Source organism: Arthrobacter sp. BPSS-3 (genome assembly GCF_044628475.1).
Lineage (GTDB): Bacteria > Actinomycetota > Actinomycetes > Actinomycetales > Micrococcaceae > Arthrobacter.
The window spans coordinates 26,762-51,423 of record NZ_JBIMMV010000008.1 but is presented as its reverse complement, the minus strand read 5'-3'; the positions used below and the strand labels follow the sequence as shown (position 1 = coordinate 51,423).

The 24,662-nt window shown below is 70.2% G+C and carries 21 protein-coding genes; 7 read left to right on the top strand and 14 right to left on the bottom strand.

All coding sequences use genetic code 11. The features are described from left to right. Positions 1-10: 10 nt before the first annotated feature. The 3 genes from pstA to pstS all read right to left on the bottom strand — a co-directional run bounded on the left by pstA (position 11) and on the right by pstS (position 3,365). Positions 11-1,120, bottom strand: coding sequence for a phosphate ABC transporter permease PstA (gene pstA, locus ACFVY3_RS13010; protein ID WP_400160025.1), 1,110 nt, complete (start codon positions 1,118-1,120; stop codon positions 11-13). Then, positions 1,121-2,053 carry a phosphate ABC transporter permease subunit PstC gene (gene pstC / locus ACFVY3_RS13005; protein ID WP_290256984.1) on the bottom strand — a complete coding sequence of 311 codons (933 nt, stop codon included), beginning with the start codon at positions 2,051-2,053 and terminating at the stop codon, positions 1,121-1,123. A gap of 193 nt (positions 2,054-2,246) precedes the next feature. Next, positions 2,247-3,365, bottom strand: coding sequence for a phosphate ABC transporter substrate-binding protein PstS (gene pstS, locus ACFVY3_RS13000; protein ID WP_400160024.1), 1,119 nt, complete (start codon positions 3,363-3,365; stop codon positions 2,247-2,249). Positions 3,366-3,636: 271 nt separating this feature from the next. On the opposite strand from pstS, the gene ACFVY3_RS12995 reads away from it, so the two are divergent. After that, positions 3,637-4,764 carry an aromatic acid exporter family protein gene (locus ACFVY3_RS12995; RefSeq protein WP_377971181.1) on the top strand — a complete coding sequence of 376 codons (1,128 nt, stop codon included), beginning with the start codon at positions 3,637-3,639 and terminating at the stop codon, positions 4,762-4,764. Between the two features lie 30 nt (positions 4,765-4,794). Continuing rightward, a complete protein-coding gene (gene radA / locus ACFVY3_RS12990) occupies positions 4,795-6,168 on the top strand; it encodes a DNA repair protein RadA (RefSeq protein WP_290256987.1) in 1,374 nt (457 codons plus the stop codon). 118 nt (positions 6,169-6,286) lie between these two features. Here the strand turns inward: radA and ACFVY3_RS12985 are convergent, their stop codons facing one another. Beyond that, positions 6,287-6,496, bottom strand: coding sequence for a hypothetical protein (locus tag ACFVY3_RS12985; protein ID WP_400160152.1), 210 nt, complete (start codon positions 6,494-6,496; stop codon positions 6,287-6,289). On the opposite strand from ACFVY3_RS12985, the gene ACFVY3_RS12980 reads away from it, so the two are divergent. Next, positions 6,407-8,464, top strand: a complete 2,058-nt coding sequence (locus ACFVY3_RS12980) for a copper-translocating P-type ATPase (protein WP_400160149.1) — start codon at positions 6,407-6,409, stop codon at positions 8,462-8,464. The genes ACFVY3_RS12985 and ACFVY3_RS12980 overlap by 90 nt on opposite strands. A gap of 78 nt (positions 8,465-8,542) precedes the next feature. Here the strand turns inward: ACFVY3_RS12980 and ACFVY3_RS12975 are convergent, their stop codons facing one another. Next, positions 8,543-9,727, bottom strand: a complete 1,185-nt coding sequence (locus ACFVY3_RS12975) for a fatty acid desaturase family protein (RefSeq protein WP_400160023.1) — start codon at positions 9,725-9,727, stop codon at positions 8,543-8,545. 13 nt (positions 9,728-9,740) lie between these two features. Beyond that, positions 9,741-10,808 carry a ferredoxin reductase gene (locus ACFVY3_RS12970; RefSeq protein ID WP_400160022.1) on the bottom strand — a complete coding sequence of 356 codons (1,068 nt, stop codon included), beginning with the start codon at positions 10,806-10,808 and terminating at the stop codon, positions 9,741-9,743. Positions 10,809-10,904: 96 nt separating this feature from the next. Here ACFVY3_RS12970 and ACFVY3_RS12965 point away from each other — a divergent pair, with 96 nt between their 5' ends. Continuing rightward, a complete protein-coding gene (locus tag ACFVY3_RS12965) occupies positions 10,905-12,107 on the top strand; it encodes a PucR family transcriptional regulator (protein WP_400160021.1) in 1,203 nt (400 codons plus the stop codon). Positions 12,108-12,193: 86 nt separating this feature from the next. On the opposite strand, the gene ACFVY3_RS12960 is transcribed toward ACFVY3_RS12965, so the two are convergent. Both ACFVY3_RS12960 and ACFVY3_RS12955 read right to left on the bottom strand, forming a co-directional pair. Then, a complete protein-coding gene (locus ACFVY3_RS12960) occupies positions 12,194-13,561 on the bottom strand; it encodes a GAF domain-containing serine/threonine-protein kinase (RefSeq protein ID WP_400160020.1) in 1,368 nt (455 codons plus the stop codon). Between the two features lie 186 nt (positions 13,562-13,747). Next, complete coding sequence (locus tag ACFVY3_RS12955; protein WP_290256992.1) at positions 13,748-15,361, bottom strand: peptide chain release factor 3; 1,614 nt, start codon at positions 15,359-15,361, stop codon at positions 13,748-13,750. 328 nt (positions 15,362-15,689) lie between these two features. Between ACFVY3_RS12955 and disA the strand changes: the two genes are divergently transcribed. After that, a complete protein-coding gene (gene disA, locus ACFVY3_RS12950) occupies positions 15,690-16,766 on the top strand; it encodes a DNA integrity scanning diadenylate cyclase DisA (RefSeq protein ID WP_290256993.1) in 1,077 nt (358 codons plus the stop codon). A gap of 66 nt (positions 16,767-16,832) precedes the next feature. Here the strand turns inward: disA and ACFVY3_RS12945 are convergent, their stop codons facing one another. Then, positions 16,833-17,513, bottom strand: coding sequence for a hypothetical protein (locus ACFVY3_RS12945; protein ID WP_290256994.1), 681 nt, complete (start codon positions 17,511-17,513; stop codon positions 16,833-16,835). 96 nt (positions 17,514-17,609) lie between these two features. On the opposite strand from ACFVY3_RS12945, the gene ACFVY3_RS12940 reads away from it, so the two are divergent. Continuing rightward, a complete protein-coding gene (locus ACFVY3_RS12940; protein WP_290256995.1) occupies positions 17,610-18,632 on the top strand; it encodes an A/G-specific adenine glycosylase in 1,023 nt (340 codons plus the stop codon). 24 nt (positions 18,633-18,656) lie between these two features. Here the strand turns inward: ACFVY3_RS12940 and dhaM are convergent, their stop codons facing one another. From dhaM to ACFVY3_RS12915, 5 genes are all read right to left on the bottom strand, one after another. After that, entirely contained in the window at positions 18,657-19,328 is a 672-nt protein-coding gene (gene dhaM, locus ACFVY3_RS12935) for a dihydroxyacetone kinase phosphoryl donor subunit DhaM (protein WP_400160019.1), read from the bottom strand. After that, a complete protein-coding gene (gene dhaL / locus ACFVY3_RS12930) occupies positions 19,325-19,966 on the bottom strand; it encodes a dihydroxyacetone kinase subunit DhaL (RefSeq protein WP_400160018.1) in 642 nt (213 codons plus the stop codon). Before dhaL ends, dhaM begins: the two co-directional genes overlap by 4 nt. 2 nt (positions 19,967-19,968) lie before the next feature. Continuing rightward, on the bottom strand, positions 19,969-20,970 hold the full coding sequence (gene dhaK / locus ACFVY3_RS12925; protein ID WP_400160017.1) for a dihydroxyacetone kinase subunit DhaK: 1,002 nt from the start codon (positions 20,968-20,970) through the stop codon (positions 19,969-19,971). Positions 20,971-21,362: 392 nt separating this feature from the next. Then, positions 21,363-21,872 (bottom strand): amino-acid N-acetyltransferase, encoded by a 510-nt coding sequence (locus ACFVY3_RS12920; RefSeq protein WP_400160016.1) that lies wholly within the window; start codon positions 21,870-21,872, stop codon positions 21,363-21,365. Positions 21,873-21,930: 58 nt separating this feature from the next. Then, positions 21,931-24,051, bottom strand: a complete 2,121-nt coding sequence (locus ACFVY3_RS12915) for an alpha/beta fold hydrolase (RefSeq protein WP_400160015.1) — start codon at positions 24,049-24,051, stop codon at positions 21,931-21,933. A 124-nt stretch (positions 24,052-24,175) separates the two neighbouring features. Here ACFVY3_RS12915 and ACFVY3_RS12910 point away from each other — a divergent pair, with 124 nt between their 5' ends. Next, complete coding sequence (locus ACFVY3_RS12910) at positions 24,176-24,622, top strand: Rieske (2Fe-2S) protein (RefSeq protein ID WP_377971161.1); 447 nt, start codon at positions 24,176-24,178, stop codon at positions 24,620-24,622. Positions 24,623-24,662: the final 40 nt, after the last annotated feature.

Sequence of the window (24,662 nt, the reverse complement as noted above, 5' to 3'; positions counted from 1 at the left end):
CGGCGCGGGCCTAGCGGCCGGCTTTCGGGGCGAAGATGCGGGCCACCAGGCGGGCGGCGAGGTTGAGCAGCATCACCAGGATGATCAGGACCAGGGCCGCGCCCCAGGCGCGCTGGTCCGACGGTCCCGGGTTCGACGGCGAGGTCGGGTTCAGGATCTGGGTGTAAATGAACGTCGGGAGCGAGGCCATCCAGCCGCCGAAGACGTTGTTGTTGATCGAGGTGGCGAAGCCGGCGGTGACCAGGATGGGGGCGGTCTCGCCGATCACGCGGGCGATCGCGAGGGTGACGCCGGAGGCGATACCGGAGATCGCCGTCGGAATGACCACCTTGAGGATGGTGCGCCACTTCCGCACGCCCAGGGCGTAGGACGCCTCGCGCAGTTCATTCGGGACGATCTTCAGCATTTCCTCGCTGGAGCGGACCACCACCGGGATCATCAGCACGGAGAGGGCGACGGCGGCGACGGCGCCGGTCTTGGTACCCGGGCCGGCGACGGCGAAGAAGAACGCCGCGGCAAAGAGACCGGCCACGATCGAGGGGATGCCGGTCATCACGTCGACGAAGAAGGTAATGGCGCGGGCCAGTGGGCGGTCATCGCCGTATTCAACCAGGTAGATCGAGGTCAGCAGGCCCACCGGCACGGAGATGACCGTGGCCAGCAGGGTAATTTGCACGGTGCCGATGAGGGCGTGGTAGATGCCGCCGACCACGGGGGCGCCGTTCTCGACGCTCTTGTTGTCGAACGCGCCGGTCACCCCGTTCATGGAGGTGCCGAGGAACCCGGGATCCAGCAGGCCGGGAAGGCCCTTGACCAGCACGGTCCAGATCACGGAGACCAGGGGAAGCAGGGAGATCAGGAACGCGCCCACCACCAGGCAGGTAGCCAGCTTGTCCTTGGCCCGGCGGGAGCCCTCGACGGCGGCGCTCCAGCCGACCAGGCCCGCGGTGAAGAGGATGGCCGAGACGATTCCCCAGCCGAAGGGGTTGAAGCCGATCAGGGCCAGGATGGCGGCGCCGAGGATCAGGGCGAGGGCCAGGACGATGTACGGCGCGGCCTTGGGCAGCTGGCCCTTGGTCAGGGCCGAGCGCTTCTTGACGGGGGTCAGGGTGGCAGTCATTTAGTTGGCTCCCGAGAATTCTTTGTGCCGGGTGATGATCCACCGGGCGAGCATGTTCACGCCGAGGGTGATGATGAACAGGACCAGGCCGGCCGCGATCAGGGTGCTGACCTTCAGGCCGCTGGCCTCCGGGAAGTTCAGGGCGATCTCGGCGGCGATGGTCTGGTTGCCGGACTGGATCAGGCTGGCGGTCAGGGCGCCGGAGGAGAGCACCAGCGCCACGGCCATGGTCTCTCCGAGCGCGCGGCCCAGGCCCAGCATGATGGCGCTGATGATGCCGGGGCGGCCAAACGGCAGTACCGCCATCCGGATCATCTCCCAGCGGGTGGCGCCCAGGGCCAGCGCGGCCTCCTCGTGCAGCTTGGGGGTCTGCAGGAAGATTTCGCGCGAGAGCGAGGTGATGATGGGCAGCACCATGACGGCCAGGACGATTCCCGCGGTCAGGATGGTCTTGCCGGTGGCCGACGCCGGGCCCTGGAAGATCGGCAGCCAGCCGAGGTTGGAGGCGAGCCAGCCGTAGGCCGGGGAGATTTCGCGGGCCAGGAAGGCCGCGCCCCAGGCGCCGTAGACCACCGAGGGGATGGCGGCGAGCAGGTCGATCACGTAGCCCAGGCCCGAGGCGAGCCGGCGGGGGGCGAAGTGCGAGATGAAGAGCGCGACGCCGATCGCCACGGGGGTGGCGATGACGAGGGCGATCACGGCGGCGATCAGGGTACCGATCACGATCGGCCAGATGTAGGCGAAGAAGCCCGCTCCGCCTTGGATCTTGTCCGGCGGGGCGACGAGCGCCGGGACGGCCTGGATCACCAGGAAGAGCGCCACGCCGAAGAGGACGGCAAGGATCAGGCACCCGGCGGCCAGGGTGGCTGCGGAGAAGACTTTGTCACCGGCGCGGCCTGCGCCCCGGGACGTGGTCAGGGAGGTGGTGGTCACTTCACGATCCTTCAGCTTCGATCTGCGCTGCGCGGCGGACGGGTCACGCCCGCTGCGCGGCGGTCAATCTGGGGTACGGCGGACAAACGGCTAGGTTCCCTGCCCCGGTCAGGCGGTCAATGACCGCCCGGCCGGGACAGGGAACCTGGCTCAGGCTGGTGTTTCCACTATGCCTTGCGGGGAAAGGGATTCCCTAGGACTTTGCCTTGATCGATTCGATCGACTTCGCGGCCTTGTCCTGCAGGGCCTTGGACAGCGGTGCGGACTTCGCGGACTCGGCGGCAGCCTTCTGGCCGGCGTCGGAGACGACGTAGTTCTCGAAGGCCTTGACCAGGTCCGCGGTTTCCTTGCTGTCGTAGGTGCTGCAGACGACGTGGAAGGAGACCAGGACGATCGGGTAGGCACCCTCGATGGTGGTCTTGCGGTCCAGCTTGATGGAGAGGTCGTTGGCGGCGCGGCCCTCGACCGGCTTGCCGGCGTCGACGGCCTTGGCGGCAGCGTCGGCGGAGATCGTGGTGAAGCCGTTGCCCACCTTGATCTGGGCAACGCCCAGCTTGCCGCTGACGGCGGAGTCGTCGGCGTAGGTCACGGCACCGGGGGTGTCGGTGACGGTCTTGACGACGCCGGAGGTGCCCTTGGCGTTCTCGCCCTTGAGCGAGGCCGGCCAGACGCCGGAGGACTTGTCGGTCCAGACGTCGGACGCGGCGGCGGACAGGTAGTCGGTGAAGTTCTGCGTGGTGCCGGAGTCATCGGAACGGTTGACCGGGGTGACCTTGAGGTCCGGAAGCTTGGCGTCCGGGTTCAGGGCGGCGATGGCCGGGTCGTTCCATTTGGCGATCTGGCCGCGGAAGATCTTGGCGACGGTGGCGGCGTCCAGCTTCAGGTCCTTGACGTCGGGCAGGTTGAAGGCCACGGCGATCGGGGAGATGTAGACCGGGATGTTCAGGGCGCCGTCGGGGCCGCACTTGGCCTTGGAGGAGGCGTACTCGTCGTCCTTGAGGTACGCGTCGGAGCCGGCGAACTGGGCCGAGCCGTCGAGGATGGCCTTGCGGCCTGCGCCGGAGCCGTCCGGAGAGTACTGCACCTGGGCGCCCTGGTTGGCGGAGGCGAAGTTGGTCTTCCACACGTCCATGGCCGCACCCTGCGCGGAGGAACCGATGCCGGTCAGCGTGCCGGTGACCTTGGCGCCGGAGGCGGCCGGGGTGCCCGCGGTGGAGTTGGTCGCGTTGTCGGAGCCGCAAGCGGTGAGCGCCAGGGCGCCGGCTGCGATAACAGCGATGGCCGCGTTGCGGCCGAAGCGTGATGCCTTCACTAGATGTACCCCTTCCAGGGATAAACAGATGCGTGCCGGACCGGAGACGTCCGTACAGAAAAGACGGTGGGTACGTTTTGTACCTTTACCGACGCTAAGTGCCCCAAGTGAAGAGAATTGGGGTCCAAAGTGAACGGCGGGTTAACGAATCCCGGCTATCGGCTGACATCTGCACCGATTTCGACCGTTGATGGTTGCGTTGCGGGCGGACCGGCCGTAAGAGCCGCGCCGCGCGGAGCGGGCGCCGGGGCCAGCAAATAGACTGGACCCCATGGCCGCCGCTACAGGGATTTCCGCAAGCGCACGGTTCCTGCGTGGGCGGATTCGTACCGGCTTCGTCCGGAGCCGGAACTCTTTGCTGCCGGCGGTCCAGATGACGGCGTGCGCCGTCGGGGCCTACGCATTCGCCGAGTACGTCCTGGGCCACACGGGGCCACTGTTTGCCGCCACCTCCTCCCTGATCGCCCTGGGCTTCTCCCGTGATCCGCGGCTGCGCCGCGTCGTGGAGGTGGGCCTGGGCTGCACCATCGGCATTGTGGTGGGTGACCTGCTGCTGCACTGGCTGGGCGCGGGAATCTGGCAGGCCGCCGTCGTGCTTCTCTTCTCGATTCTACTGGCGCGGTTCCTGGACAGCGGAACGATTTTCACCACCCAGTTGGGCCTGCAGTCGCTGCTGGTGGTGCTGCTGCCGGCCCCGGCCGGCGGTCCGTTCACCCGCAGCATCGACGCCGTCGTAGGCGGGGTCTGCGCCCTGCTGGTGACGTTCCTGATCCCGCGGGACCCGCGCCGCGAACCGCGCAACGACGTCAAGAAGCTGCTGCACGAACTCGCCGAGGTGCTCCGGGAATGCTCGGAAGCGCTGACCCGCAGCGACGCCACCCAGGCCTGGCACGCGCTGATTCGCGGCCGGAACTGCCAGCCGCTGGTGGACGCGATGCGGCAGAGCCTGCGCTCCTCCGGCGAGGTGGCCGCCCTGGCGCCGGCCTACCGGCGCTACCGCGACGAACTGGACCAGCTGTCCCAGTCGCTGGACTACATCGACCTTGCCCTGCGCAATAGCCGCGTCTTCGCCCGCCGCCTGACCAGCGCCATCAACCACGCCGCGCTCTCCGACGACGCCACCGAGAACATCGCCGAGGTGCTGATGGAAACGGCGGCGGCGATCGACGAGCTGGGGCTGGGCCTGGCGGAGGTGCACGACGGCGTCCGCCGCGCCCACCTGCGCACCGCCCGGGTGGAGCTCAGCGAGATCGCCGGCCGGTTGCACCCGCGCCTGCTGGACGTGCAACGGCTGGAGGGCGAGACCGTGGTGATGCTCTTCCGTCCGCTGATGGTGGACCTGCTGGAGGCCTCCGGCGTGAACTCGGATGAGGCCCGGGACATCCTGCCTGCGCTCTAGCCTGTCGGTGCCCGAGGTTAGGGTGGAGCAATGGCTACAAAGACTTCCCGGGCCGCCAAGGCGCCGGGCTATAAATGCGCGGAATGCGGCTGGACCACTGCCAAGTGGGTGGGCCGCTGCGGTGAGTGCCAGGCGTGGGGCACCGTGGAGGAAACCGGCGCCGCGGTGGCCCGGACCACCGCCGCCACCACCGTGCTGGAACCGGCCCGCCGGATCGCCGACGTCGACGCCACCACCGCGGCCTTCCTGCCCACCGGCGTGGACGAACTGGACCGGGTGCTCGGCGGTGGCCTGGTTCCCGGCGCCGTGATCCTGCTCGCCGGTGAACCCGGCGTCGGCAAGTCCACCCTGCTGCTGGACGTCGCGGCCAAGTTCGCCCGGACCGCCCAGGACGTTCTCTACGTCACCGGCGAGGAGTCCGCCGCCCAGGTGAAGCTGCGCGCGGACCGGATCGACGCCGTCGCCGAGTCGCTGTACCTCTCCGCGGAGACGGACCTGGGCCAGGCGCTGGGCCAGGTGGAAAAACTTGAGCCGAGGCTGCTGGTGGTGGACTCGGTGCAGACGCTCAGCAGCGCCGACGTCGACGGCAGCGCCGGCGGCGTCTCCCAGGTGCGCGAGGTGGCCGCGTCCCTGATCGCGGCGGCGAAGCGCCGCAACATGACCACCCTGCTGGTGGGCCACGTAACCAAGGACGGCTCCATCGCCGGGCCCCGGCTGCTGGAGCACCTGGTGGACGTGGTCTGTCAGTTCGAGGGTGAGCGGCACTCCCGGCTCCGGCTGCTGCGGGCGGTCAAGAACCGCTATGGGCCCACGGACGACGTCGGGTGCTTCGACCTGAACGAGGACGGCATCACCGGCCTGGCCGATCCGAGCGGGCTGTTCGTCTCCCGCACCAAGGATCCGGTGTCCGGCACCTGCATCACGGTCACCCTTGAGGGCCGCCGGCCGCTGCTGGCGGAGGTGCAGTCGCTGCTGGCAGAGAGCGCCAATGCCCAGCCCCGCCGCGCCACCAGCGGCCTGGACAGCTCAAGGGTCGCTATGCTGCTGGCGGTGCTGCAGCAACGTGCCGGCTGCCAGCTGCACAAGGATGACTCCTACGTGGCGACGGTGGGCGGGGTGAAGCTCAGCGAGCCCGCCACCGACCTCGCCGTCGCCCTGGCGGTGGCGAGCGCCAAGGCCAGGAAGCCGCTGCCGCAACGGCTGATCGCCTTCGGCGAGGTGGGCCTGGCCGGCGAGGTCCGGCCCGTCCCCGGGATCAACCAGCGGATCCAGGAGGCGCACCGGCTGGGTTTCACCCACGCCGTGGTTCCCGCGAGCCCGGCCGGGCACGGTCCGGTCCCGGAGGGTTTCTCGGTCCGCGAGGTGGGCCACCTGACGGAGGCGCTGAGCCTGCTGATCGCCTAAGCCTCTCCGGCGCTGCACCGCCCCCGGCAACTGCCTGACGATGGGCGCCCGGCCGTGAGGCCCTTGCCATGCATACCCCCTAGGGGTATGTTGAGTGGTGCACGATGCCGATGAGTTTTCAGGAGGCAGCACCATGGAACACCAGCACGGCGGCCACACGGACCATCTCCGGAGCCAGCACCCCCACCCGGACCAGCACGACAGTGCCCGAGGCCACGGCGTACACGGCCATGCCGGGATGCCGGCCGGGGACGCCGCCCATCACGGCCAGCACCCGGCCCAGGATGACGACCATGCCGTCCACCAGCACGGCCAGCATGCCGGGCACAGCGTGGCGATGTTCCGGAACAAGTTCTGGCTGACGCTGGTTCTGTCCGTCCCCGTGGTCCTGTTCAGCCCGATGTTCGGCCACCTGCTGGGCTACGAACCCCCGCAGTTTCCCGGCTCCGCCTGGATTCCGCCGGTGCTGGGCACGGTGGTCTTCCTGTACGGCGGCCAGCCGTTCCTCAAGGGCGGCGTCAGCGAGCTGAAGTCCCGCAAGCCCGGCATGATGCTCCTGATCGCTATGGCCATCACGGTCGCCTTCCTCGCGTCCTGGGCGACCAGCCTGGACCTCGGCGGCTTCGACCTCGACTTCTGGTGGGAGCTGGCGCTCCTGGTGGTCATCATGCTGCTGGGGCACTGGATCGAAATGCGCGCCCTGGGCTCGGCGCAGGGGGCCCTCGATGCCCTGGCCGCCCTGCTGCCCGACGAGGCGGAACGGGTCACGGACGCCGGCACCGAGACGGTGAAGGTCTCCGACCTGGCCGAAGGGGACACGATCCTGGTCCGCCCCGGCGGCCGGATGCCCGCCGACGGCGAGGTGACCGAGGGCCAGGCCGAGTTCGACGAATCGATGATCACCGGCGAGTCCCGCACCGTCCTGCGCTCCCCCGGCGACGCCGTCGTGGCCGGGACCATCGCGACGGACAACAGCGTCCGGGTAAGGGTCTCGGCCACCGGCGAGGACACCGCGCTGGCCGGGATCCAGCGGCTGGTGGCCGAGGCACAGTCCTCCTCCTCGAAGGCCCAGGCCCTCGCGGACCGGGCGGCGGCGTTCCTGTTCTACTTCGCCGCAGGCGCGGGCGTCGTGACCTTCATCGCCTGGACGCTGCTGGGCAGCCTGGCCGACGCCGTCGAACGCACCGTCACCGTCCTGGTCATCGCCTGCCCGCACGCCCTGGGCCTGGCCATCCCGCTGGTGATCGCCATCTCCACGGAGCGGGCCGCGCGTGCCGGCGTCCTGATTAAAAACCGGATGGCCCTGGAGCGGATGCGCACCGTCGACGTGGTCCTCTTCGACAAGACCGGAACGCTCACCAAGGGCGCCCCGGAAGTCCGGGATGTGGCCGCTGCGGAGGGTTCGGACCGGGACGAGGTCCTGGCGTTGGCGGCCGCGGTGGAGGCCGACAGCGAGCACCCGGTGGCCCGTGCAATCGTCACCGCCGCCCGCGGACGCGGGCTCGATGTTCCGGCGGCCAGGGACTTCACCTCCCTGACCGGCCGCGGCGTCCGGGCCGACGTCGGCGGCCGCCGGCTCCACGTCGGCGGACCGGCGCTGCTGAAGGAACTGGGCCTGGCGGAGCCTGCGGACCTGGCGGCAGCCACCTCCGGGTGGGTCCGCCGCGGCGCGGCCGTCCTGCACCTGGTGGAGGGCGACCGGGTGCTGGGCGCAGTCGGGCTCGAGGACGCCGTGCGGGAGGAATCCCGGCAGGCGGTCGAGGCCCTGCAGCGCCGCGGCATCCGGGTGGCCATGATCACCGGCGATGCCCGGCAGGTGGCGGATGCCGTGGCGGAAGAACTCGGCATCGATGACGTCTTCGCCGAGGTCCTGCCGGCGGACAAGGACAAGAAGGTTGCCGAACTGCAGGCCCGGGGATTGAAGGTGGCCATGGTGGGCGACGGCGTGAACGACTCCCCCGCCCTGGCCCGGGCCGAGGTGGGCATCGCGATCGGCGGCGGCACGGACGTGGCGGTGGAGTCCGCCGGGGTGGTGCTGGCCGGCAACGATCCGCGGGCGGTGCTGTCCATGGTGGACCTGTCCCGGGCGAGCTACCGGAAGATGTGGCAGAACCTCATCTGGGCCACCGGCTACAACGTCCTCGCCGTGCCCCTCGCCGCCGGTGTCCTGGCCTTCGCCGGGTTCGTCCTCTCCCCCGCCGCCGGCGCCATCCTGATGTCCGCCTCGACGGTGGTGGTGGCCCTGAACGCCCAGTGGCTGCGGCGGCTGACGCTCAACCCGGCCCAGGTCCGCTAGGCCGAACAGACACGAAAAAGGGGCGTCCGCCGGACTGGCGGGCGCCCCTTTTCGGGTCAAACGGGAACCACGAAGCCGCTAGGCCTTCTTCGGCGGCAGGGCGAGCTTGAAGATCTTGGCCCAGGTGGAGCCGACCTGCTTCCACATGGGGCCGGTGTTGTAGGGCAGGTTGTACCGGCGGCAGATGTCCCTGACCTTGGGCGCAACCTCGGCGTACCGGTTGGACGGCAGGTCCGGGAAGAGGTGGTGCTCGATCTGGTGCGAGAGGTTGCCGGTCATCAGGTGCATGAACGGGGAGCCGGAGATGTTGGCCGAGCCGATCATCTGGCGCACGTACCAGTCGCCGCGGGTCTCGCCGTCGACCATTTCCTCCGTGAAGGTGTCCGTGCCGTCCGGGAAGTGTCCGCAGAAGATGACCGCGTGGGCCCAGACGTTGCGGATGGCATTGGCGGCCAGGGTGCCGTAGAGGGCCTGCTTGCCGGAGCCGCTGAGCATGGCGACGGCGGGGGTGGCGGCGTAGTCCTTGGTGAACTGCTTGACCGCCTTGATGCCGAGGGCCTTGAGGTCCTTGAGCAGGGCCTCCTTGCTCTTCTTGCCCTCGCGGTATTCCACGAGCTCCAGGTCGTAGACGGCGATGCCCCATTCGAAGACCGGCGCCAGCAGGGCGTTGTAGACCGGGTTGCCCAGGTTGAAGGGCTTCCATTCCTGTTGCGGATCCATCCGGAGCAGGTTGTATCCGATGTCGTTGTCCTTGCCGACCACGTTGGTCCAGCGGTGGTGGAGGTCGTTGTGGGTGTGCTGCCAGGACCGGGACGGAGTGACGAAGTCCCATTCCCAAGTGGTGGAGTGGATGTCCGGATCGCGCATCCAGTCCCACTGGCCGTGCAGGATGTTGTGGCCCAGTTCCATGTTCTCGAGGATCTTGGCAAGGCTCAGCAGGGTGGTGCCGGTGGCCCAGGCCGCCTTGTTCTTGCTCACCAGCAGGGCCGCGCGGCCGGAGATCTCGAGCCCGCGCTGGATCTTGATCATCCGGCGGATGTACGCCGCGTCCTCGGCGCCGCGCTTGGCCAGCACCGCGTCCCGGATGGCGTCCAGTTCCCGGCCGAGTTCCGCGACCTGTTCGTCGGAGAGGTGCGCGGCGGCCGGCGGCCGGACCAGCGGGCTGCCGGTTTCGGCCAAGGCGCCCTTGCGGGGCTTGGCGACGGCGGCTGCGGGGGCGGCGTCTTCGCCGTCGAGGGTGGGGTTTTCTGCAAGCGTGGTCATAGGGTGGCTCTCCTCAGAGGTCGAGGTTCACGGGCCCGGCGGCTGCCGAGACACACGTCTGGATAAGTTGGCCGGGCTCGCCGTGCACTTCGCCGCTGCGAAGGTCACGGACCTGGCCGGCCCGGAGGGGGGTCAGGCAGCTGTGGCAGATGCCCATGCGGCAGCCGCTGGGCATCAGCACGCCGGCGTCCTCGCCGACGTCGAGCAGCGGCGTGGCGCCGTCGGCCTCGACCTCGCGGTCGGAGGCCTCGAAGGTGACCAGGCCGCCGTCGTGGCCCTCGCCGCCGCCCAGGTTGGTGCTGAAGCGTTCAATCGTGAGGTCGGTTTCGGGCTCGTTGGTGCCGGATTCGATCGCCCAGAGCGATTCGGCGTCGTCCAGGAAACCCTCCGGCCCGCAGGCGTAGGCGGCCCGGTCCCGCCAGTCCGGGCACAGCCGGTCCAGTTCGGCACCGGAGCTGAAGTCGGCCCGGCCGCGTTCGCCGGTGAACCAGTGGGTCACCGTGAAGTTGGGGAACTGGTCGGCGAGCTCGGCGAGCTCCTCCAGGAAGATGGAGTCCTCCCGGGTCCGGGCGGTGTGGATGAGGACGACGTCGGCATCAGGCCGGTGCGGGACCAGCGTGCGGATCATGGACATCACCGGGGTGATGCCGCTGCCGGCGGTGAGCATCAGCAGGGGCCGCGGGTGCTCCGGGAGGACGAAGTGGCCCTGCGGCGGGGCCAGGAACAGCACGTCACCGGGCTTGGTGTTGCGGACCAGCGCGCCGGAGACGGCGCCCATGTCCGTGACGGTGATGGCGGGATCCTCGCCGGCGGGTGCGCTGAGGGAGTAGGAACGCCACTGGCGGACGCCGTTGAGTTCGACGCCGATGCGGGCCCACTGGCCGGCGCGGTGCGCCTGCCAGCCGCGGCCGGGATGGAAAAAGATGGTGGCGGAGTCGGCCGTTTCCGGGACCACCCTGGTGACCACGCCGCGCAATTGGCGGGCGGAAAACACGGGGTTGAATAGCGACAGAATGTCTTCTGGGGCTAGCGGGGTGGTCAGCAGAGATGCGGCACGCGCCAGCTTACGGAGCCGGATCATTCATCAATTCTATGTCGGCGGGAGTCATAATTCTTCACTCAAGGCATACGATCGAGTCGTAGAAACTATCTCTCCACAACAGTTTTGGAGTCCACGATGGATGCGGCAACCACCTCCGGCACCGGCTACCCCGCCTATGACCCGCCCTGGCTGGCCCTGCCCACGGAGGTCAGCGACGTGCTCCGGCCCCGGATGCCGGGCATCGTGGAGGCCATCATCGACGCAGTGCCGCAGCTGGTGCCGGCCTACGCCCGTCCCATCGAGGGCCGCTTCGGCCGGGGGCTGCGGCGCGGGGTAGCCGCGGCCCTGGACCGTTTCCTGCAGCTGCCCGGCACGACGCTCCCCGCCCTTTCGGAGGAAAGCCGGGAGCTGGTGGCCGGGCTGGGCAGCGGCGAGTTTCGTCAGGGCAGGAGCATGGACGCGCTGCTGAGCGCCTACCGGATGGGTGCCCGGGTGACGTTCCGGGAGATGTCCAAGGTCTCGATGGAGCAGCACCTGGGCCAGAACGTGGTAGTGGACCTGGGTGAGTCGATCCTGGCCTACATCGACGAACTGTCCGCTGTCAGCGCCGAGGCCTACGCGTTCGAACAGTCGGAGCGGGCGGGCGCGGTGGACCGCCGCCGGACTGAACTGCTGGACCTGCTGCTGCTCGGCCAGGCGGACGAGGCGGCCCTCCGCCAGACCGCCGCGATGGCCGACTGGGCGCTGCCGCAGCGAATGTGCGTGGTGACGCTGCCGCTGGACCGGGCAGCGGGCCTGCGACTGAGGCTGGGCCCCGGGACCCTGGTGATCGAGCGGGAGACCGACGCCGTCGTCCTGGTTCCCGCACCCCGTTCCGCGGCCGCGCGGCGGGACGTGGACAACGCGCTGCGCGGCCGCGGTGCCGCGGTTGGGCCGGCCGGGGGCTGGGAAAAAGTGCCCGACTCGCTGCGTCTGGCCGTGCTGGCCGCGTCAGTCCTGCCGCACCGTGACGGCCCGGAGGATCCGCCCATCTGGGCGGACGAGCACCTGGCCGCCGTGGTGCTGGGCGCCGAGCCGTCGGCCATCGCCGAGTTGGCCAGCCGGCGGCTGGCACCGCTGGAGGGGCTCCGGCCGGCGCAGCGCGAACGGCTGGCCGAGACGCTGCTGTCCTGGCTCCGGCACTGGGGCCAGCGGGGCCCGGTGGCCGAGGAGCTCGGGATCCATCCGCAGACCGTGGGGTACCGCGCGGCGCAGCTGCGGGAGCTGTTCGGCGACGCGCTGGAGGACCCGGTGGCTCGCTTCGAGCTGGAACTGGCCCTCAACGCCGGCAGGCGCTAGGACGGCAGGTGCGCGGTCACGGAGGCGCTGGTAGGCAGGCGCTGGATCGGCAGGCGCTTGCGGCGCCATCCCGTGGCCGGGCCGGCTCAGCCCGCGGCCAGCTCCCTGCCGCGGAGCCTTAGCTCGAGGTCGTTCATTACCAGGGCGGCCAGGTCCTCGAGCGTGCGGGTGTCCTCCGCGCCGAACTCCCTGGGCTCCCGGTCCAGGATGCAGAAGGTGCCCAGGTTGTAGCCGTCGGGGGTCCGCAGCGGAATCCCGGCGTAGAACTGCAGGCCAAACTCGCCCGCCACCAAGGGGTTGGCCAGCGTCCGCGGGTCATTGGCGGCGTCGTTGATAATCCAGGGCCCCTCCTGCAGGATGGCCGAGGCACAGAGCCCGGGGTCACGGCCGATCTCGCTCACGTCGGTGCCATGGTGGGCCTTGAACCAGATCCGGTCGTGGTCCACGATGCTGACGATCGCCACCGGCACCGAGAACATCCGGGCCGCCAACGCCGCGATGCGGTCGAAGGAGCCGTCCGCTGGCGTATCCAGGATGCCGTAGCGCTCAACGGCCCGCATCCGCCCGGCCTCGTCGGGTACCGAGCCGCCGCGGCGTCGGCGGCCGGATGAGCTGATGATCTCCTGCCGGAGGGCCAGGGCCACCTCCCTGGCGGCCGGCCGGCCGGCCGGGTCGCGGGAGAGCATGGAGGCGAGCAGCTCCGCCCACTTGGGCGCCAGCTCGTCGGGGATCTTCGGGTCATGGAGGAGCCGGGCGACGGCGGACTGGATCGGCGCCCCGGGGTAGGCCATGTTTCCGGTTAGCCCCTCCAGCAGGACAAGCCCCAGGGAGTAGACGTCGCTGGCGGGACCGGCCGGGCCGCCGGCAGCCTGCTCGGGGCTGAGATAGGCGGGCGTTCCGGAGGTGCCGCCGTCCTCCTGGTCGTCCTCCGGGGCGTCCGCGAAGCAGGCGACGCCGAAGTCGGTGAGCTTGGCCCGGGGCCTGCGGTCCTCATTGCTGTAGTCCACCAGCAGGACGTTCCCGGGCTTGACGTCCCGGTGCACCACGCCGTGGTGGTGGATGTAGGACAGGCCCTCGGCGAGGTCGTAGCCGATGTGTGCCATATGCGCGGCGGAGAGCGGTCCGCGGACGGTTCGGTGCCGCAGGTCCTGGCCCGGGACGTACTCCATGACCAGGTAGCTGAGCTCCTGGCCCTCGTCGTCGCGGTCCGAACCGGCGTCCAGCAGCATCACCAGGGCATGATGGCTCATCCCGGCGAGGATGCGGGCTTCCTGCCGCTGCAGCCGGACGGCACCGGGGCCGTCCGGGTCGGCGCGGAAGAGTTTCACGGCAACCTCACGGCGCAACTGCTGGTCGTAGCACCGATACACGGTGGACTGGCTTCCCCTGCCGATCAGGGACTCAATCCGGTAGCGCCCGCCAAACAGGGCTCCGGATTCGATGGTGATGGTCAACGCCTTTAGGTGTTCCCTCGTTCGGGGTCCGCTGAACCTCGGCGGATCGGTGCTGTGAGCTGGCCTGGGGCCGGCGCCCGCAAATTAGCAAGGTTACTTATGATAACGCGGAATCGCCGGAATGATAGGGGCCGCGGCGTTTATTTCGCCGCGGTCCCCGGGCGTCCGGGCCAGGTGATGCGGTGGCTACTTCGCGGGGTTGTGGGTGCCGATCGGGACCAGCGTCAGGTCCGGCAGGTTCTTCTCGATCCGCCGCAGCGCCCACACGTCGTTGAAGAGGGCCAGGTACTCGCCGTCGGAGCGCAGCAGCACCTCCGCGCCGGTGACGTTGGCCAGCGCGGGCATGGCGTCCGCCGTCGTGATCCGGGCCAGCGAGTAGGGCAGCCGCTCCAGCCGCATCGGGGCGCTGAAGTCGTGCGCCATCCGGTCCTCGACCACTTCGAACTGCATGGGGCCGACGGCGGCGAGCACGGGCGCCTGGTCGCCGCGGATGTCCGAGCGGAGCACCTGGATGACGCCCTCGTGCTCGAGCTGTTCGATGCCGCGGCGGAACTGCTTGAAGCGGCTGGGGTCCTTGGAGCGGGCCACCTGGAAGTGTTCCGGAGCGAACAGCGGGATCGCGGGGAATTCCACCGGCTGCTCCAGGAACAGGCTGTCACCCACCCGCAGCGCGGAAGCGTTGACCAGGCCCACGACGTCGCCCGGGAAGGCCTCGTCGATCACCTCTCGTTCGCGGCCGAAGACCTGCTGGGCGTACTTGGTGGCGAAGGACTTACCGGTGCGGCCCTGGGTGACCACCATGCCGCGTTCGAAGACGCCGGAGCAGACCCGGATGAAGGCGACGTGGTCGCGGTGGGCCTTGTTCATGCCGGCCTGGACCTTGAAGACGAAACCGGCGAACGGGGCATCCACCGGCCGCGGGTCGCCGTCGACGTCGGGGCGGGGTGCGGCGGGCGGGGCGAAGTCCACCAGCGCATCCAGGATCTCCTTGACGCCGAAGTTGAGCGCCGCGGAGCTGAAGAGGATGGGTGTGGCCTTGCCGGCGTGGAAGGCCTCGACGTCGAACGCGAGGTTGGACTCGATGACCAACCCGGCCTCGTCCACCGCGTTGGACCAGTCATCGCCCTGGCTCTCGGCGGCCTCTTCCGGGGTGAAGTAGTCGGTCAGGGCGATGTTGGCGCCGGCGTTGTTGCGCTGGAACCGGGCGAAGCGGTCGTTGCGCAGGTCCCAGACGCCGCGGAAGTCGCCGGAGATGCCCACGGCCCACGTAAGCGGCATGGGCTGCAGGCCGGTGCGCTCGGTGATCTCGTCCATCAGCGCCAGCGCGTCCAGGCCGGGGCGGTCCCACTTGTTGATCACGGTGATGATGGGCAGGTTCCGCTGCTTGCAGACCTCAAAGAGCTTCATGGTCTGGGTTTCCAGGCCCTTGGCCGCGTCCACCAGCATGACGGCGCAGTCAACGGCCGCGAGCACGCGGTAGGTGTCCTCGGAGAAGTCGGCGTGGCCGGGGGTGTCCAGCAGGTTGATGACGGTGTCCCGGTAGGCGAACTGGAGCGCCGCGGAGCTGATGGAGATGCCGCGGTCCTTTTCCATCTGCATCCAGTCGGAGACCGTTTCCTTGCGGTTGGCCTTGCCGCTGGACGCACCGGCGGTGCCGATCACCTTCGCGTGCAGCGCCAGCGCCTCGGTCAGCGTGGACTTACCGGCGTCGGGGTGGGAAATGACTGCGAAGGTCCGGCGCCGGCCCGCCTGCTTGTGAATCTCCTGGACTCGGGCGGGGCTGTGGACATCTTGGGACACGGTGCTACTTTCGCTGCGGCTTGGGGCGGGTTCACTGCGCGGAGAGCCCGCGATACACCCAGGACTCCAGTTTATCGCAGGCGGCGGGACAGCCCCGGCGAAGCCCAAAATGCGCTCCGCCGGGGTCCGCGGGAAGAGCACTTTCCGGGCCCCGCCGGAGTGCTCCCATGGACCACTTTGGGGCTTGTCCGTGCGGAAAACGGGGCACCGTACCCCTATGATGGTGCTACCGGGCGACCGGGCATTTTTGTTCTGACCGGCCACTGCGTGGAATCCGCGGATCCGGCGCACAGCAGGCAGCGGCCTGCACCTTTGAAGGGAAACACCCATGGCTCGGAGCCCCGAAGACGCACTCAAGGCGACGCTGGCCAGGGTGGCCCCCGGCACCGCCCTTCGGGACGGGCTCGAACGGATCCTGCGCGGCCGCACCGGCGCGCTGATCGTGCTGGGCATGGACCGGACGATCGAATCCATCTGCTCCGGCGGGTTCGAGATCGGCATCGACTTCTCCCCCACCCGGTTGCGGGAACTGGCGAAAATGGACGGCGCGATCGTCTGTGACAAGGACGCCAGCAACATCCTGCGCGCCGGCGTGCAGCTGGTGCCCGATTCCAGCATCGAGACCCAGGAGACCGGCACCCGGCACCGGACCGCCGAGCGCGTCGCCATCCAGACCGGCGTGCCGGTCATCTCCGTGAGCCAGTCGATGCAGATCATCGCCCTGTACGTCAACGGCCTGCGGCACGTGCTGGAGGGCTCCGAGAAGGTCCTGGCCCGCGCCAACCAGGCCCTCGCCACCCTTGAGCGGTACCGGTCGCGGCTGGACCAGGTCACCAGCTCCCTGTCCGCCCTGGAGATCGAGGCGATGGTGACGGTCCGCGACGTCGCCGTCACCCTGCAGCGCCAGGAGATGGTGCGCCGGATCTCCGAGGAGATTTCCCAGTACGTGCTGGAACTCGGCGAGGACGGCCGCCTGCTGTCGCTGCAGCTGGACGAGCTCACCGTGGGCCGCGGCCCGGGCAGCGACGTGATCATCCGGGACTACTCGGGCCCGCACGCCTCGGTCGAGGACATCGACAAGGCGGTCAAGGCGCTCGTCAGCCTGGATTCGACGGAGCTGATCGACCTGGGCAAGATCGCCGGGATCGTGGGGTTCGCCGGCGGGGAGGCCAACCTCGACGCCGTCGTCCAGCCGCGCGGCTACCGGCTGCTGTCCGGCCTGAAGGCGGTGCCGAAGGCCGTGGCCGACCGGCTGGTGGACCACTTCGGCGGCCTGCAGTTCCTGATGGCGGCGACCATCGATGACCTGATGACCGTGGACGGGATCGGCGACCAGCGCGCCCGGACCGTCCGCGAGGGCCTGAGCCGGATGGCGGAGGCGAGCCTGCTGGACCGGTTCCTCTAAACCGGTTCCTCTAAACCGGCTCCCTCAATCGGCTCCGCCGGGTTTTCTCCTTGAGGACCGGCAGGCTTAGCCGAGCTGGAAAACGGCCTTGGGGCTGGTCTTGTTTCCCAGCCGCGCCGTGAAGACGTAGTACGCGCCGCCGCCGCCGGGCTGCGCCGCGACTGCCTTGCACCCGTCGACGGACCGGTTCCGGGCCCACGGGAAGTTGGCCGTCTCGCTCTGGCCGGGTCCGATCGACTTCACTAGGTCGCCGCTCTCGGCCTGGCAGTCCGCCGAGGAGAAGATCCGGTCCGCGCCGCTGGTGACGACGTACTCCATCTGCGAGGTGCCGATATTGACCTCACAGGGGACCTGGTTGCCGTTCGTGACCTTGAGCGTCAGTAGCGGGTTCTCGCCAGGACCGTAGACGGCCTTGTCCGTGGCGGCGGTGACGGTGATCAGCTTGTCGTCGCAGGCCGACGTCGGGCTGGGCGTCGCGGAGGCAGTCGGGCTAGCGGACGCTGAGGCGCCGGCGGAGGCCGTCCCGGACGCGGCGGCAGACGCGGTGGCGCCGCTAACGTTGGCGCTGCCTGCCTGCCCTGCGTCGTCGGAAGAGCCGCCGGAAAGGGCATTGGAGACGGCCACGACACCGGCCACGGCGAGCGCCAGGACCAGGAGCAGGACGGCGCCGGCAAGGAGGCGTCGACGGCGGTAGACGGCTTTACCCGGTTTCCGGGCCGTACCGCGAGCGTTGCCTTGCCTGACCATTCTTCTAGGCTAGAGAACCGCGCCTCCGATCACGCACCACCACGCCGCTGGTCCGGCTATGGTGCGCGTCTCTATTAAGCTGGTCCGATCAAAACAATGACTCCCTCCCCCGAAACAACGGCCGCCCCCACCGCGCCCGGCTCACCCGCCGCGCAGGCAGTGGGCGCCCCCGCCGCTCCGCCCGCCGGCCGGCTGGCGGAGCTCCACGCTGCCCTGGACTCCTGGTTCGCGGACACGGCCCGGGACCTGCCGTGGCGCGAGGCGGACCGCACCCCCTGGGGCGTCCTGGTCAGCGAGATCATGCTGCAGCAGACCCCGGTAGTGCGGGTGCTTCCGGTGTGGGAGGAGTGGCTGCGGCGCTGGCCCGAACCGGCCGACCTGGCCAAGGAAGCCCCCGGCGAGGCCGTCCGCGCCTGGGGCCGGTTGGGCTATCCGCGGCGCGCCCTGCGGCTGCACGCTGCCGCGGCGGCGATCGTCAATGACCACGACGGCGACGTGCCCGGCACCTACCCGGAGCTGCTGGCGCTGCCCGGCGTCGGAACCTACACCGCGGCTGCCGTCGCCGCCTTCGCCTTCGGCCGCCGTGAAACGGTGGTGGATACCAACATCCGCCGGGTGCACGCCCGGCTGATCGGCGGCGCCGCGCTGCCCGCCCCGGCCCTCACCGCCGCGGAGATGCGCCTCGCGGCGGAGCTGCTGCCCGAGGGCGGGTCGGAATCGGTGCGCTGGAATGCCGCCGTGATGGAACTCGGCGCCCTGGTCTGCACCGCCCGCTCACCCAAGTGCGGGCAGTGCCCGGTCCGGGGTGCGTGCGCCTGGCTGGCCGCCGGGGAACCCGCGCCCACTTACACCCCCAAGGGCCAGGCCTGGCACGGCACGGACCGCCAGGTCCGCGGGGCTGTGGTCGCGGTGCTGCGTGTTGCCGAGGCGCCGGTGCCCCGGGAGCTGCTGGACCGCGCGCCCGCCGACCTGGGGTTCATGCCTGTTGGGATCGGTATCCCGCTGGCCGCCCTGCACCGGCTGAATGCCCCGCCGGAACAGCTGGAGCGTGCCGTGGCCGGGCTGCTGGCCGACGGCCTGGCAGAACAGCATCCGGCAGGGCTGCAGCTGCCGGCCTGAGCGCCAAGACGAACTAGGTGAAGCCTAGGGCTCACCAAACCCGTCGCTGATGAGTCCGCCCAGGTAGTCGACGGCCTTGACCGCGTCCGGACCGCTGGCCTCGATGTGCAACACGGTACCCTGCCCGGCACCCAGCATCATCAGCTCCGTCATGGACTCCCCGTCGACGCCGTTGATGGTGACCGTGGCGTCCATTCCGGCAAGGCTCCCGGCGATCTTGGCGGCCGGCCGGGCGTGCATGCCGGCCTTGTTGACCAGTTCGAAGTCTCCTTGCGCGTCCGGAGCCGCGGCGCTCTCCGCATGGGCGTGGTGGTGCTCCGGCGGCCGGTAGACGGCCTCGGCCGCCTCCTTCACGGTCTCCGCGTCGGCTCCGGTCTGCGCGGACACCGCGGCCGCCACCAGGCCCTCGATCAGCGGAGCATCGGCCAGGTGGATGGAACCGGAGTCCGTGGCAAACTCCACGGCAGATTCGGCAGTCATCACGGCGGAGCCCAGGTCCGTGAGGACCACCACGCCCTCGCCGCCGTCGGCCTGTTCCAGCGCGGCCATGACCTTCTCCAGGCTGGTACCGATCCGCCCGTCGTCGGTGCCGCCCGCCGCGATGATGGGCACGTCCGGCGCCATCTGGGCGGCGAGTTCGACGGCGCCCTCGGCGATTTTCGCGCTGTGAGAGACCACCACCAGCCGCACCGTCATGCGGCGCCCTCCGCGGCGTCGGCGGCGGCGCGCAGGATCAGGGCGGTAGACACGGCCCCCGGGTCGCGGTGGCCGATGCTGCGCTCCCCCAGGTAGCTCGCGCGGCCCTTCCGCGCCTGCATCGGGTCGGTGGAGACGGCCCCGGCCTCCGCAGCGTCAGCCGCCGCGGCCAGCACACGGCCCGGGCTTCCGCCGTCGGCCCCGGCAGCCGCCGAGCCCGCGTCGACGGCAGGGGTCCAGGCATCCACCATGGTCTTGTCCCCCGATTCGGCCTTGCCGCGGGCCACGATCCCGTCCCGGGCTGCCGTCAGCGCCGTGGCGAGCGTGCCGGCGTCGATGTCCGCGGCGTCGCCGAGGGCGGTCGCCGCCCGCAGGAATGCGGTGCCGTACAGCGGTCCCGCGGCTCCGCCCACCTTGGACATCAGCGTCATGGCGGTCAGCTTCAGCGCGGCGCCGGCGGTTTCCGGGGGCGCCTCGGCGAGCTTGTCCATCACGGCCTTGAAGCCGCGGTCCATGTTCTCGCCGTGGTCAGAGTCCCCGATGGGCCGGTCCAGTTCGATCAGTTCCACCCGGTGCTCGGCCATGGCCTCGGCCGACAAGGTCAGCCAGCGGACGGCCCAGCCGACGTCCAGCCCCACGGTCAGGCGCCCCAGCGCAGGGCCGCGGTGTGCACGGGTGCATCCCAGAGGGCTGTCATCTCGTCGTCGAGCTTCAGAACGGTGATGGAGCAGCCCTGCATCTCGAGGGAGGTGATGTAGTTGCCCACCAGCGAGCGCTCCACGCTCACGCCCTGCTCCTCGAGCCGGTGCACCGCGCGGCGGTAGACGATGTAGAGCTCGCTTTGCGGGGTGCCGCCCATGCCGTTGACGAACAGGAGGACCTTGTCCCCGGACGCCAGGCCCAGGTCGCTGACCACCGGGTCCAGGAGGCGGTCGGTGATGCCGTCCGCGGGCTCCATGGGAATCTTCTGCCGGCCGGGTTCGCCGTGGATGCCAATGCCGATCTCGATCTCGTTGTCCTCCAGCTCGAAGCTGGGGACACCCGCGTGCGGGACCGTGCAGGCGGTCAGCGCCACGCCCATGCTGCGCACGTTCTGGTTGACCCTGTCCCCTATCGCGGCGACGGCATCCAGGTCATCGCCGCGTTCGGCCGCGGCGCCGGCGATCTTCTCGACCAGGACGGTGCCGCCCACGCCCCGCCGCCCGGCGGTGTAGAGCGAGTCCTGCACGGCGACGTCGTCGTTGACCAGCACGGTGCGGACCTCAACCCCCTCGGCCTGGGCGAGTTCGGCGGCGGTCTCGAAGTTCAGCACGTCGCCGGTGTAGTTCTTCACGATGTGGACGACGCCGGCCCCGGAGTTGGAGGCGAGGGTGGCAGGCAGGATCTGATCCGGCGTGGGCGAGGTGAAGACGGCGCCGGGGACCGCGGCGTCCAGCATGCCCTTCCCGACGTAGCCGCCGTGCAGGGGTTCGTGGCCGCTGCCGCCGCCGGTGACGAGGCCCACTTTCCCGGCCATCGGGGCGTCCTTGCGGACGATGTATTTCGGGTCGGGGTGGACGGTGACGAGGTCCGCGTGGGCGAGCCCGAAGCCCTCCACTGATTCGTCGACCACGGCCTTGGGATCGTTGATGAGTTTCTTCATGGCTGCGCTCCTGGATGGTGTCCTGGCTGCTTTGGTTGAACCCTACTACCGGCGTCCGGCCCGCGGTAGGCTCCGGGGCCGGGCGGGACTGCGGAGGGGAATTCCGGCCACGCGTCCGGCCCCAGTCCCTCCTGCGGGGGCAGCCGCCGGCCGGGGCGCAAGCCGCCGCCGGCTTCACCGCCACCACCGGCGCCGTCCGTTGCTCCGCCGTCGTAGGCCGGAGCGTCGCACGGCGGCAGCGGAGGGGCGTCCACGGACATCTGGAACGCGGAAAAGTCAGGAAAGATCACGCGGTGTTGCACAGTCTGCCTCCGGACGACGGCGGCCCTTCCCCGCCGGGCCGGCATCAGTTTATCCACCGAGTGGAGGTGGCGGAAGAGGCCGGGCGGCCCTTACAGGGCGCGGATCATCCGGGTGTTACCGAGGGTGTTGGGCTTGACCCGGGCAAGGTCCAGGAACTCGGCGACGCCCTCGTCGTGGGAGCGCAGCAGCTCGGAGTAGACCACCGGGTCCACCGCCGTCTGGTCCGCCATGACGGCGAAACCGTGGCGCTTGAAGAACTCCACCTCGAAGGTGAGGCAGAAGACCCGGGAGACGCCCAGCGCGCGGGCGTCGTCCAGCAGGTGCTCCACCAGCTGGTGGCCCACGCCCTTGCCGCGCCACGCGTCGGAGGTGGCCAGGGTACGGACCTCGGCCAGATCCTCCCACATCACGTGCAGCGCGCCGCAGCCGATGACCTCGCCGTCGGGCGATTCGGCGAGCCGGAACTCCTGCAGGCTCTCGTAGTAGGCGACCGTCTCCTTCGCCATCAGGATCCGCTGGTCCGCCAGGGGCGCCACGAGGGTCTTGATCGCGGCGACGTCATGGGTGCGGGCAGGGCGGATCCGGATGGGCTCAGTCACAGCCCCATCCTACGGCTCCGCCCCGCCGCCCCCGTGCTTCTCCCGCCTCCCCGCCGGGCTAGACGCCCAGCTCCGCGGGCACCGCGATGTCCTCCTCCAGCAGGTGCCGGGCGAGGAAGTGCTCGACGACGCCGTACCAGACCTTGGCGTGCTGCGGCTGCAGGATCCAGTGGTTTTCGTCCGGGAAGTAGAGGAACCGGTGGTCGGTGCGGCCATCCCCGTCCGCGGCGAGCTGGGACTTGGCGAGCAGCTCGTACCAGAGCCGCAGGCCCTCGCCGATCGGCACCCGATAGTCCTTGTCGCCGTGGATCACCAGCATGGGGGTGCGGATGTTCTCCACGAACAGGTGCGGGGAGTTAGCCGCGGCCATCTCCTCGGTCATTTCCTTCAGCCAGTACTGGGCCGCGTCGGTGGTGGGGCCGAACTGGTCCAGTGCCCAGAGGCTGGCGTGGGTGACGATCGCCTTGAACCGGTCCGTCTGGCCCGCCACCCAGTTGGCCATGTAGCCGCCAAAGGAGCCGCCCATCGCCGCGGTGCGGGTCTGGTCGATGTCCGGCCGGTCCACGACCGCGTCGGTGATGGCCATCAGGTCCGTGAAGGGGGCCTTGCCCCACTCGCCCCAGCCGCTCTGGATGTGGTCTTGGCCGTAGCCGGTGGACAGGGCCGGGTCCGGGAGCAGGACGGCATAGCCCCGGGCCACCAGCAGCCACGGGTTCCAGCGCCAGGTCCAGGCGTTCCAGGAGCCCAGCGGGCCGCCGTGGATCCAGAGCAACAGCGGAGCAGGGCTCTCCGCCGAGGCGTCGTCGGGCAGGGCCAGGTAGGCGGGGACCCGCCGGCCATCCGCGGCGGTGGTTTCCACCCGCTCCAGCCGGCCCGGGTGCGCAGGGCGCCCGGCGGGGGCGGGCAGCCGGGTGACGTCGCCTGAGGCGAGGTCGATCCGGACCGCCTCGGCGGGGAATTCGTAGGAGCTGCGGAGCGCGTAGGCATGCTGCCCGTCCGGTGAGACGACGACGTCGGTGTAGGCCGCGGCGTCGTCGGTCAGCCGGCGCGGTGAAGCGGACGGGGCGCCGGTGCCGGAGTCCGCCACGTCCACCCGGAACACCGGGGTGGCCCCGTCCTCGTCCGCGGTGACCAGCAGGGCCGATCCGTCCGGCAACCAGGCGGCCGGGCGCGGCCAGCGGTCCCAGCCTTCCGCCAGCGGGCTGAGCGTCGCGTCCGGGCCGGTGACGTCAAGCAGGTGCAGCCGGACCTGCGGCGCCTGCTGCGGGGTGGTGTCGGTTTCGCTGAGCACGGCCAGGGTGCGGCCGTCCGGGCTGACGGGGCCGGGGAAGTAGCTCACGCCCGGGGTGTCGAGCAGGACGCGGGTGGAGCCGGTGGCGACGTCCACGGCTACCAGCACGATCCGGGAGTCGGCGTTTGCCAGCGGCCGGGTAAAGCTGCTGTAGACGGTCTTCCCGTCCGGGCTGACCGACATGTCGGCCTCGCGGAGCCCGCCGCCCGCCTCCGGGGTGAGGTTGCGCAGGGTGGCGGGGGTGGCGGCGTCGACCGTTCCCGGGGTGCCGTTCTCCGGTTCCGTCCCGGGTTCGACGGCGAAGATCCGCGGCTGGCCGGGACCGAGGTCGGCATCCCAGTACCGCACCGGATAGCCGGTGTGCAGGATGGCGGCTACCTTCTTGTCCTTGCGGGCCTTCCGGCGCTCCTCGTCGTCGGCCTCGTCCGTGGAACCGGCCAGCACCGGGGCGGTGACGAACACGGCGTCGGCGTCCCGGGCGGCCAGCACGCCGCTGACCCCGCCGGCGCGGGAGAGAGCCAGGCGCGCCTCTCCGCCGTCGGCCGGCAGCGCCCAGAGGGCCTTGACCGCGTCGGCGTCCGGGTTCTCCGGGTCGGGGCGCTCGGAGGTGAAGTAGAGGGTGCCGTCGGCGGCGAAGGCGGCCCCGGCCTCGCCCTTGGCGCTGCGGGTCAGCCGCCGGGCCGGGCGCGTTCCGGCCGGGTCGATCTCCCAGAGCGCGGTGCGGTAGTCGGTGCCCTTGTCGTTCAGGGTGGCGACGGCGGTGACCAGGCGCCGGCCGTCCGGGCTCATGGCGAGGCCGCTGAGGCGCGGGATGGCCAGGTAGTGGTCCAGGTCGTGGAAGGGTGTCTGTGGGAACCCGCCGGTCGAAGGCGTTTCGGTTGAAGGCATGGTCCGATTCAACACCCGATGTGCCCCCGATCACACCGGGTTCACTAAGAGTGAAACAATGCTTTCAAGATTCCGGTGTGTAGGCCCGCAGCCAATTCCCAGCGCCGGTTGGCAGAATGGGGCCATGAATCCTGAACAGATGCTCCCCCGACGTTCCCTGCTGCTTGGCGCCGGAGCGGCCGGCGGCACCGCCCTGACGCTCTCCGCCTGCTCCGGGCCGGACTCCGACGCGGCCGCCACCAGCGACGCCGCGGCGTCTTCCGTCCCCGCGGGCACCCCCGTGCAGGTGGGGAAGGTCAGCGAGGTCAAGGTGGGCGGGACCGCCACCGGCAAGGTCAACGGCAAGGCCGTGGTGATCTTCCGCCCGGACGAGAAGACCGTCCTGGCCTACGACGCGGCCTGCACCCACGCGGGCTGCCCGGTGGCCCCGGCCGGCGGCGACTTCGAATGCCCCTGCCACGGCTCCTCCTTCAAGGGCAGCGACGGCAGCGTCATCCAGGGCCCGGCCCGCGCGCCGCTGGCCAAGCTGAAGGCCGCGATCGACGGCGAATGGATCACCGTCACCGCCTGATGACCCGTCGCGGCCCTGGGCGCGGGCCTCAACGCTTTAA

Coding starts and splice junctions, on each gene's coding strand:
- radA (WP_290256987.1), top strand. CDS start 4,795: ATGGCTACAAAGACTTCCCGGGCCGCCAAGGCGCCGGGCTATAAATGC.
- ACFVY3_RS12965 (WP_400160021.1), top strand. CDS start 10,905: ATGGATGCGGCAACCACCTCCGGCACCGGCTACCCCGCCTATGACCCG.
- ACFVY3_RS12970 (WP_400160022.1), bottom strand. CDS start 10,808: ATGATCCGGCTCCGTAAGCTGGCGCGTGCCGCATCTCTGCTGACCACC.
- ACFVY3_RS12975 (WP_400160023.1), bottom strand. CDS start 9,727: ATGACCACGCTTGCAGAAAACCCCACCCTCGACGGCGAAGACGCCGCC.
- dhaK (WP_400160017.1), bottom strand. CDS start 20,970: ATGAAGAAACTCATCAACGATCCCAAGGCCGTGGTCGACGAATCAGTG.
- ACFVY3_RS12980 (WP_400160149.1), top strand. CDS start 6,407: ATGCCGGCCGGGGACGCCGCCCATCACGGCCAGCACCCGGCCCAGGAT.
- ACFVY3_RS12945 (WP_290256994.1), bottom strand. CDS start 17,513: ATGGTCAGGCAAGGCAACGCTCGCGGTACGGCCCGGAAACCGGGTAAA.
- ACFVY3_RS12915 (WP_400160015.1), bottom strand. CDS start 24,051: ATGCCTTCAACCGAAACGCCTTCGACCGGCGGGTTCCCACAGACACCC.
- ACFVY3_RS12940 (WP_290256995.1), top strand. CDS start 17,610: ATGACTCCCTCCCCCGAAACAACGGCCGCCCCCACCGCGCCCGGCTCA.
- disA (WP_290256993.1), top strand. CDS start 15,690: ATGGCTCGGAGCCCCGAAGACGCACTCAAGGCGACGCTGGCCAGGGTG.
- ACFVY3_RS12995 (WP_377971181.1), top strand. CDS start 3,637: ATGGCCGCCGCTACAGGGATTTCCGCAAGCGCACGGTTCCTGCGTGGG.
- pstA (WP_400160025.1), bottom strand. CDS start 1,120: ATGACTGCCACCCTGACCCCCGTCAAGAAGCGCTCGGCCCTGACCAAG.
- dhaM (WP_400160019.1), bottom strand. CDS start 19,328: ATGACGGTGCGGCTGGTGGTGGTCTCTCACAGCGCGAAAATCGCCGAG.
- ACFVY3_RS12910 (WP_377971161.1), top strand. CDS start 24,176: ATGAATCCTGAACAGATGCTCCCCCGACGTTCCCTGCTGCTTGGCGCC.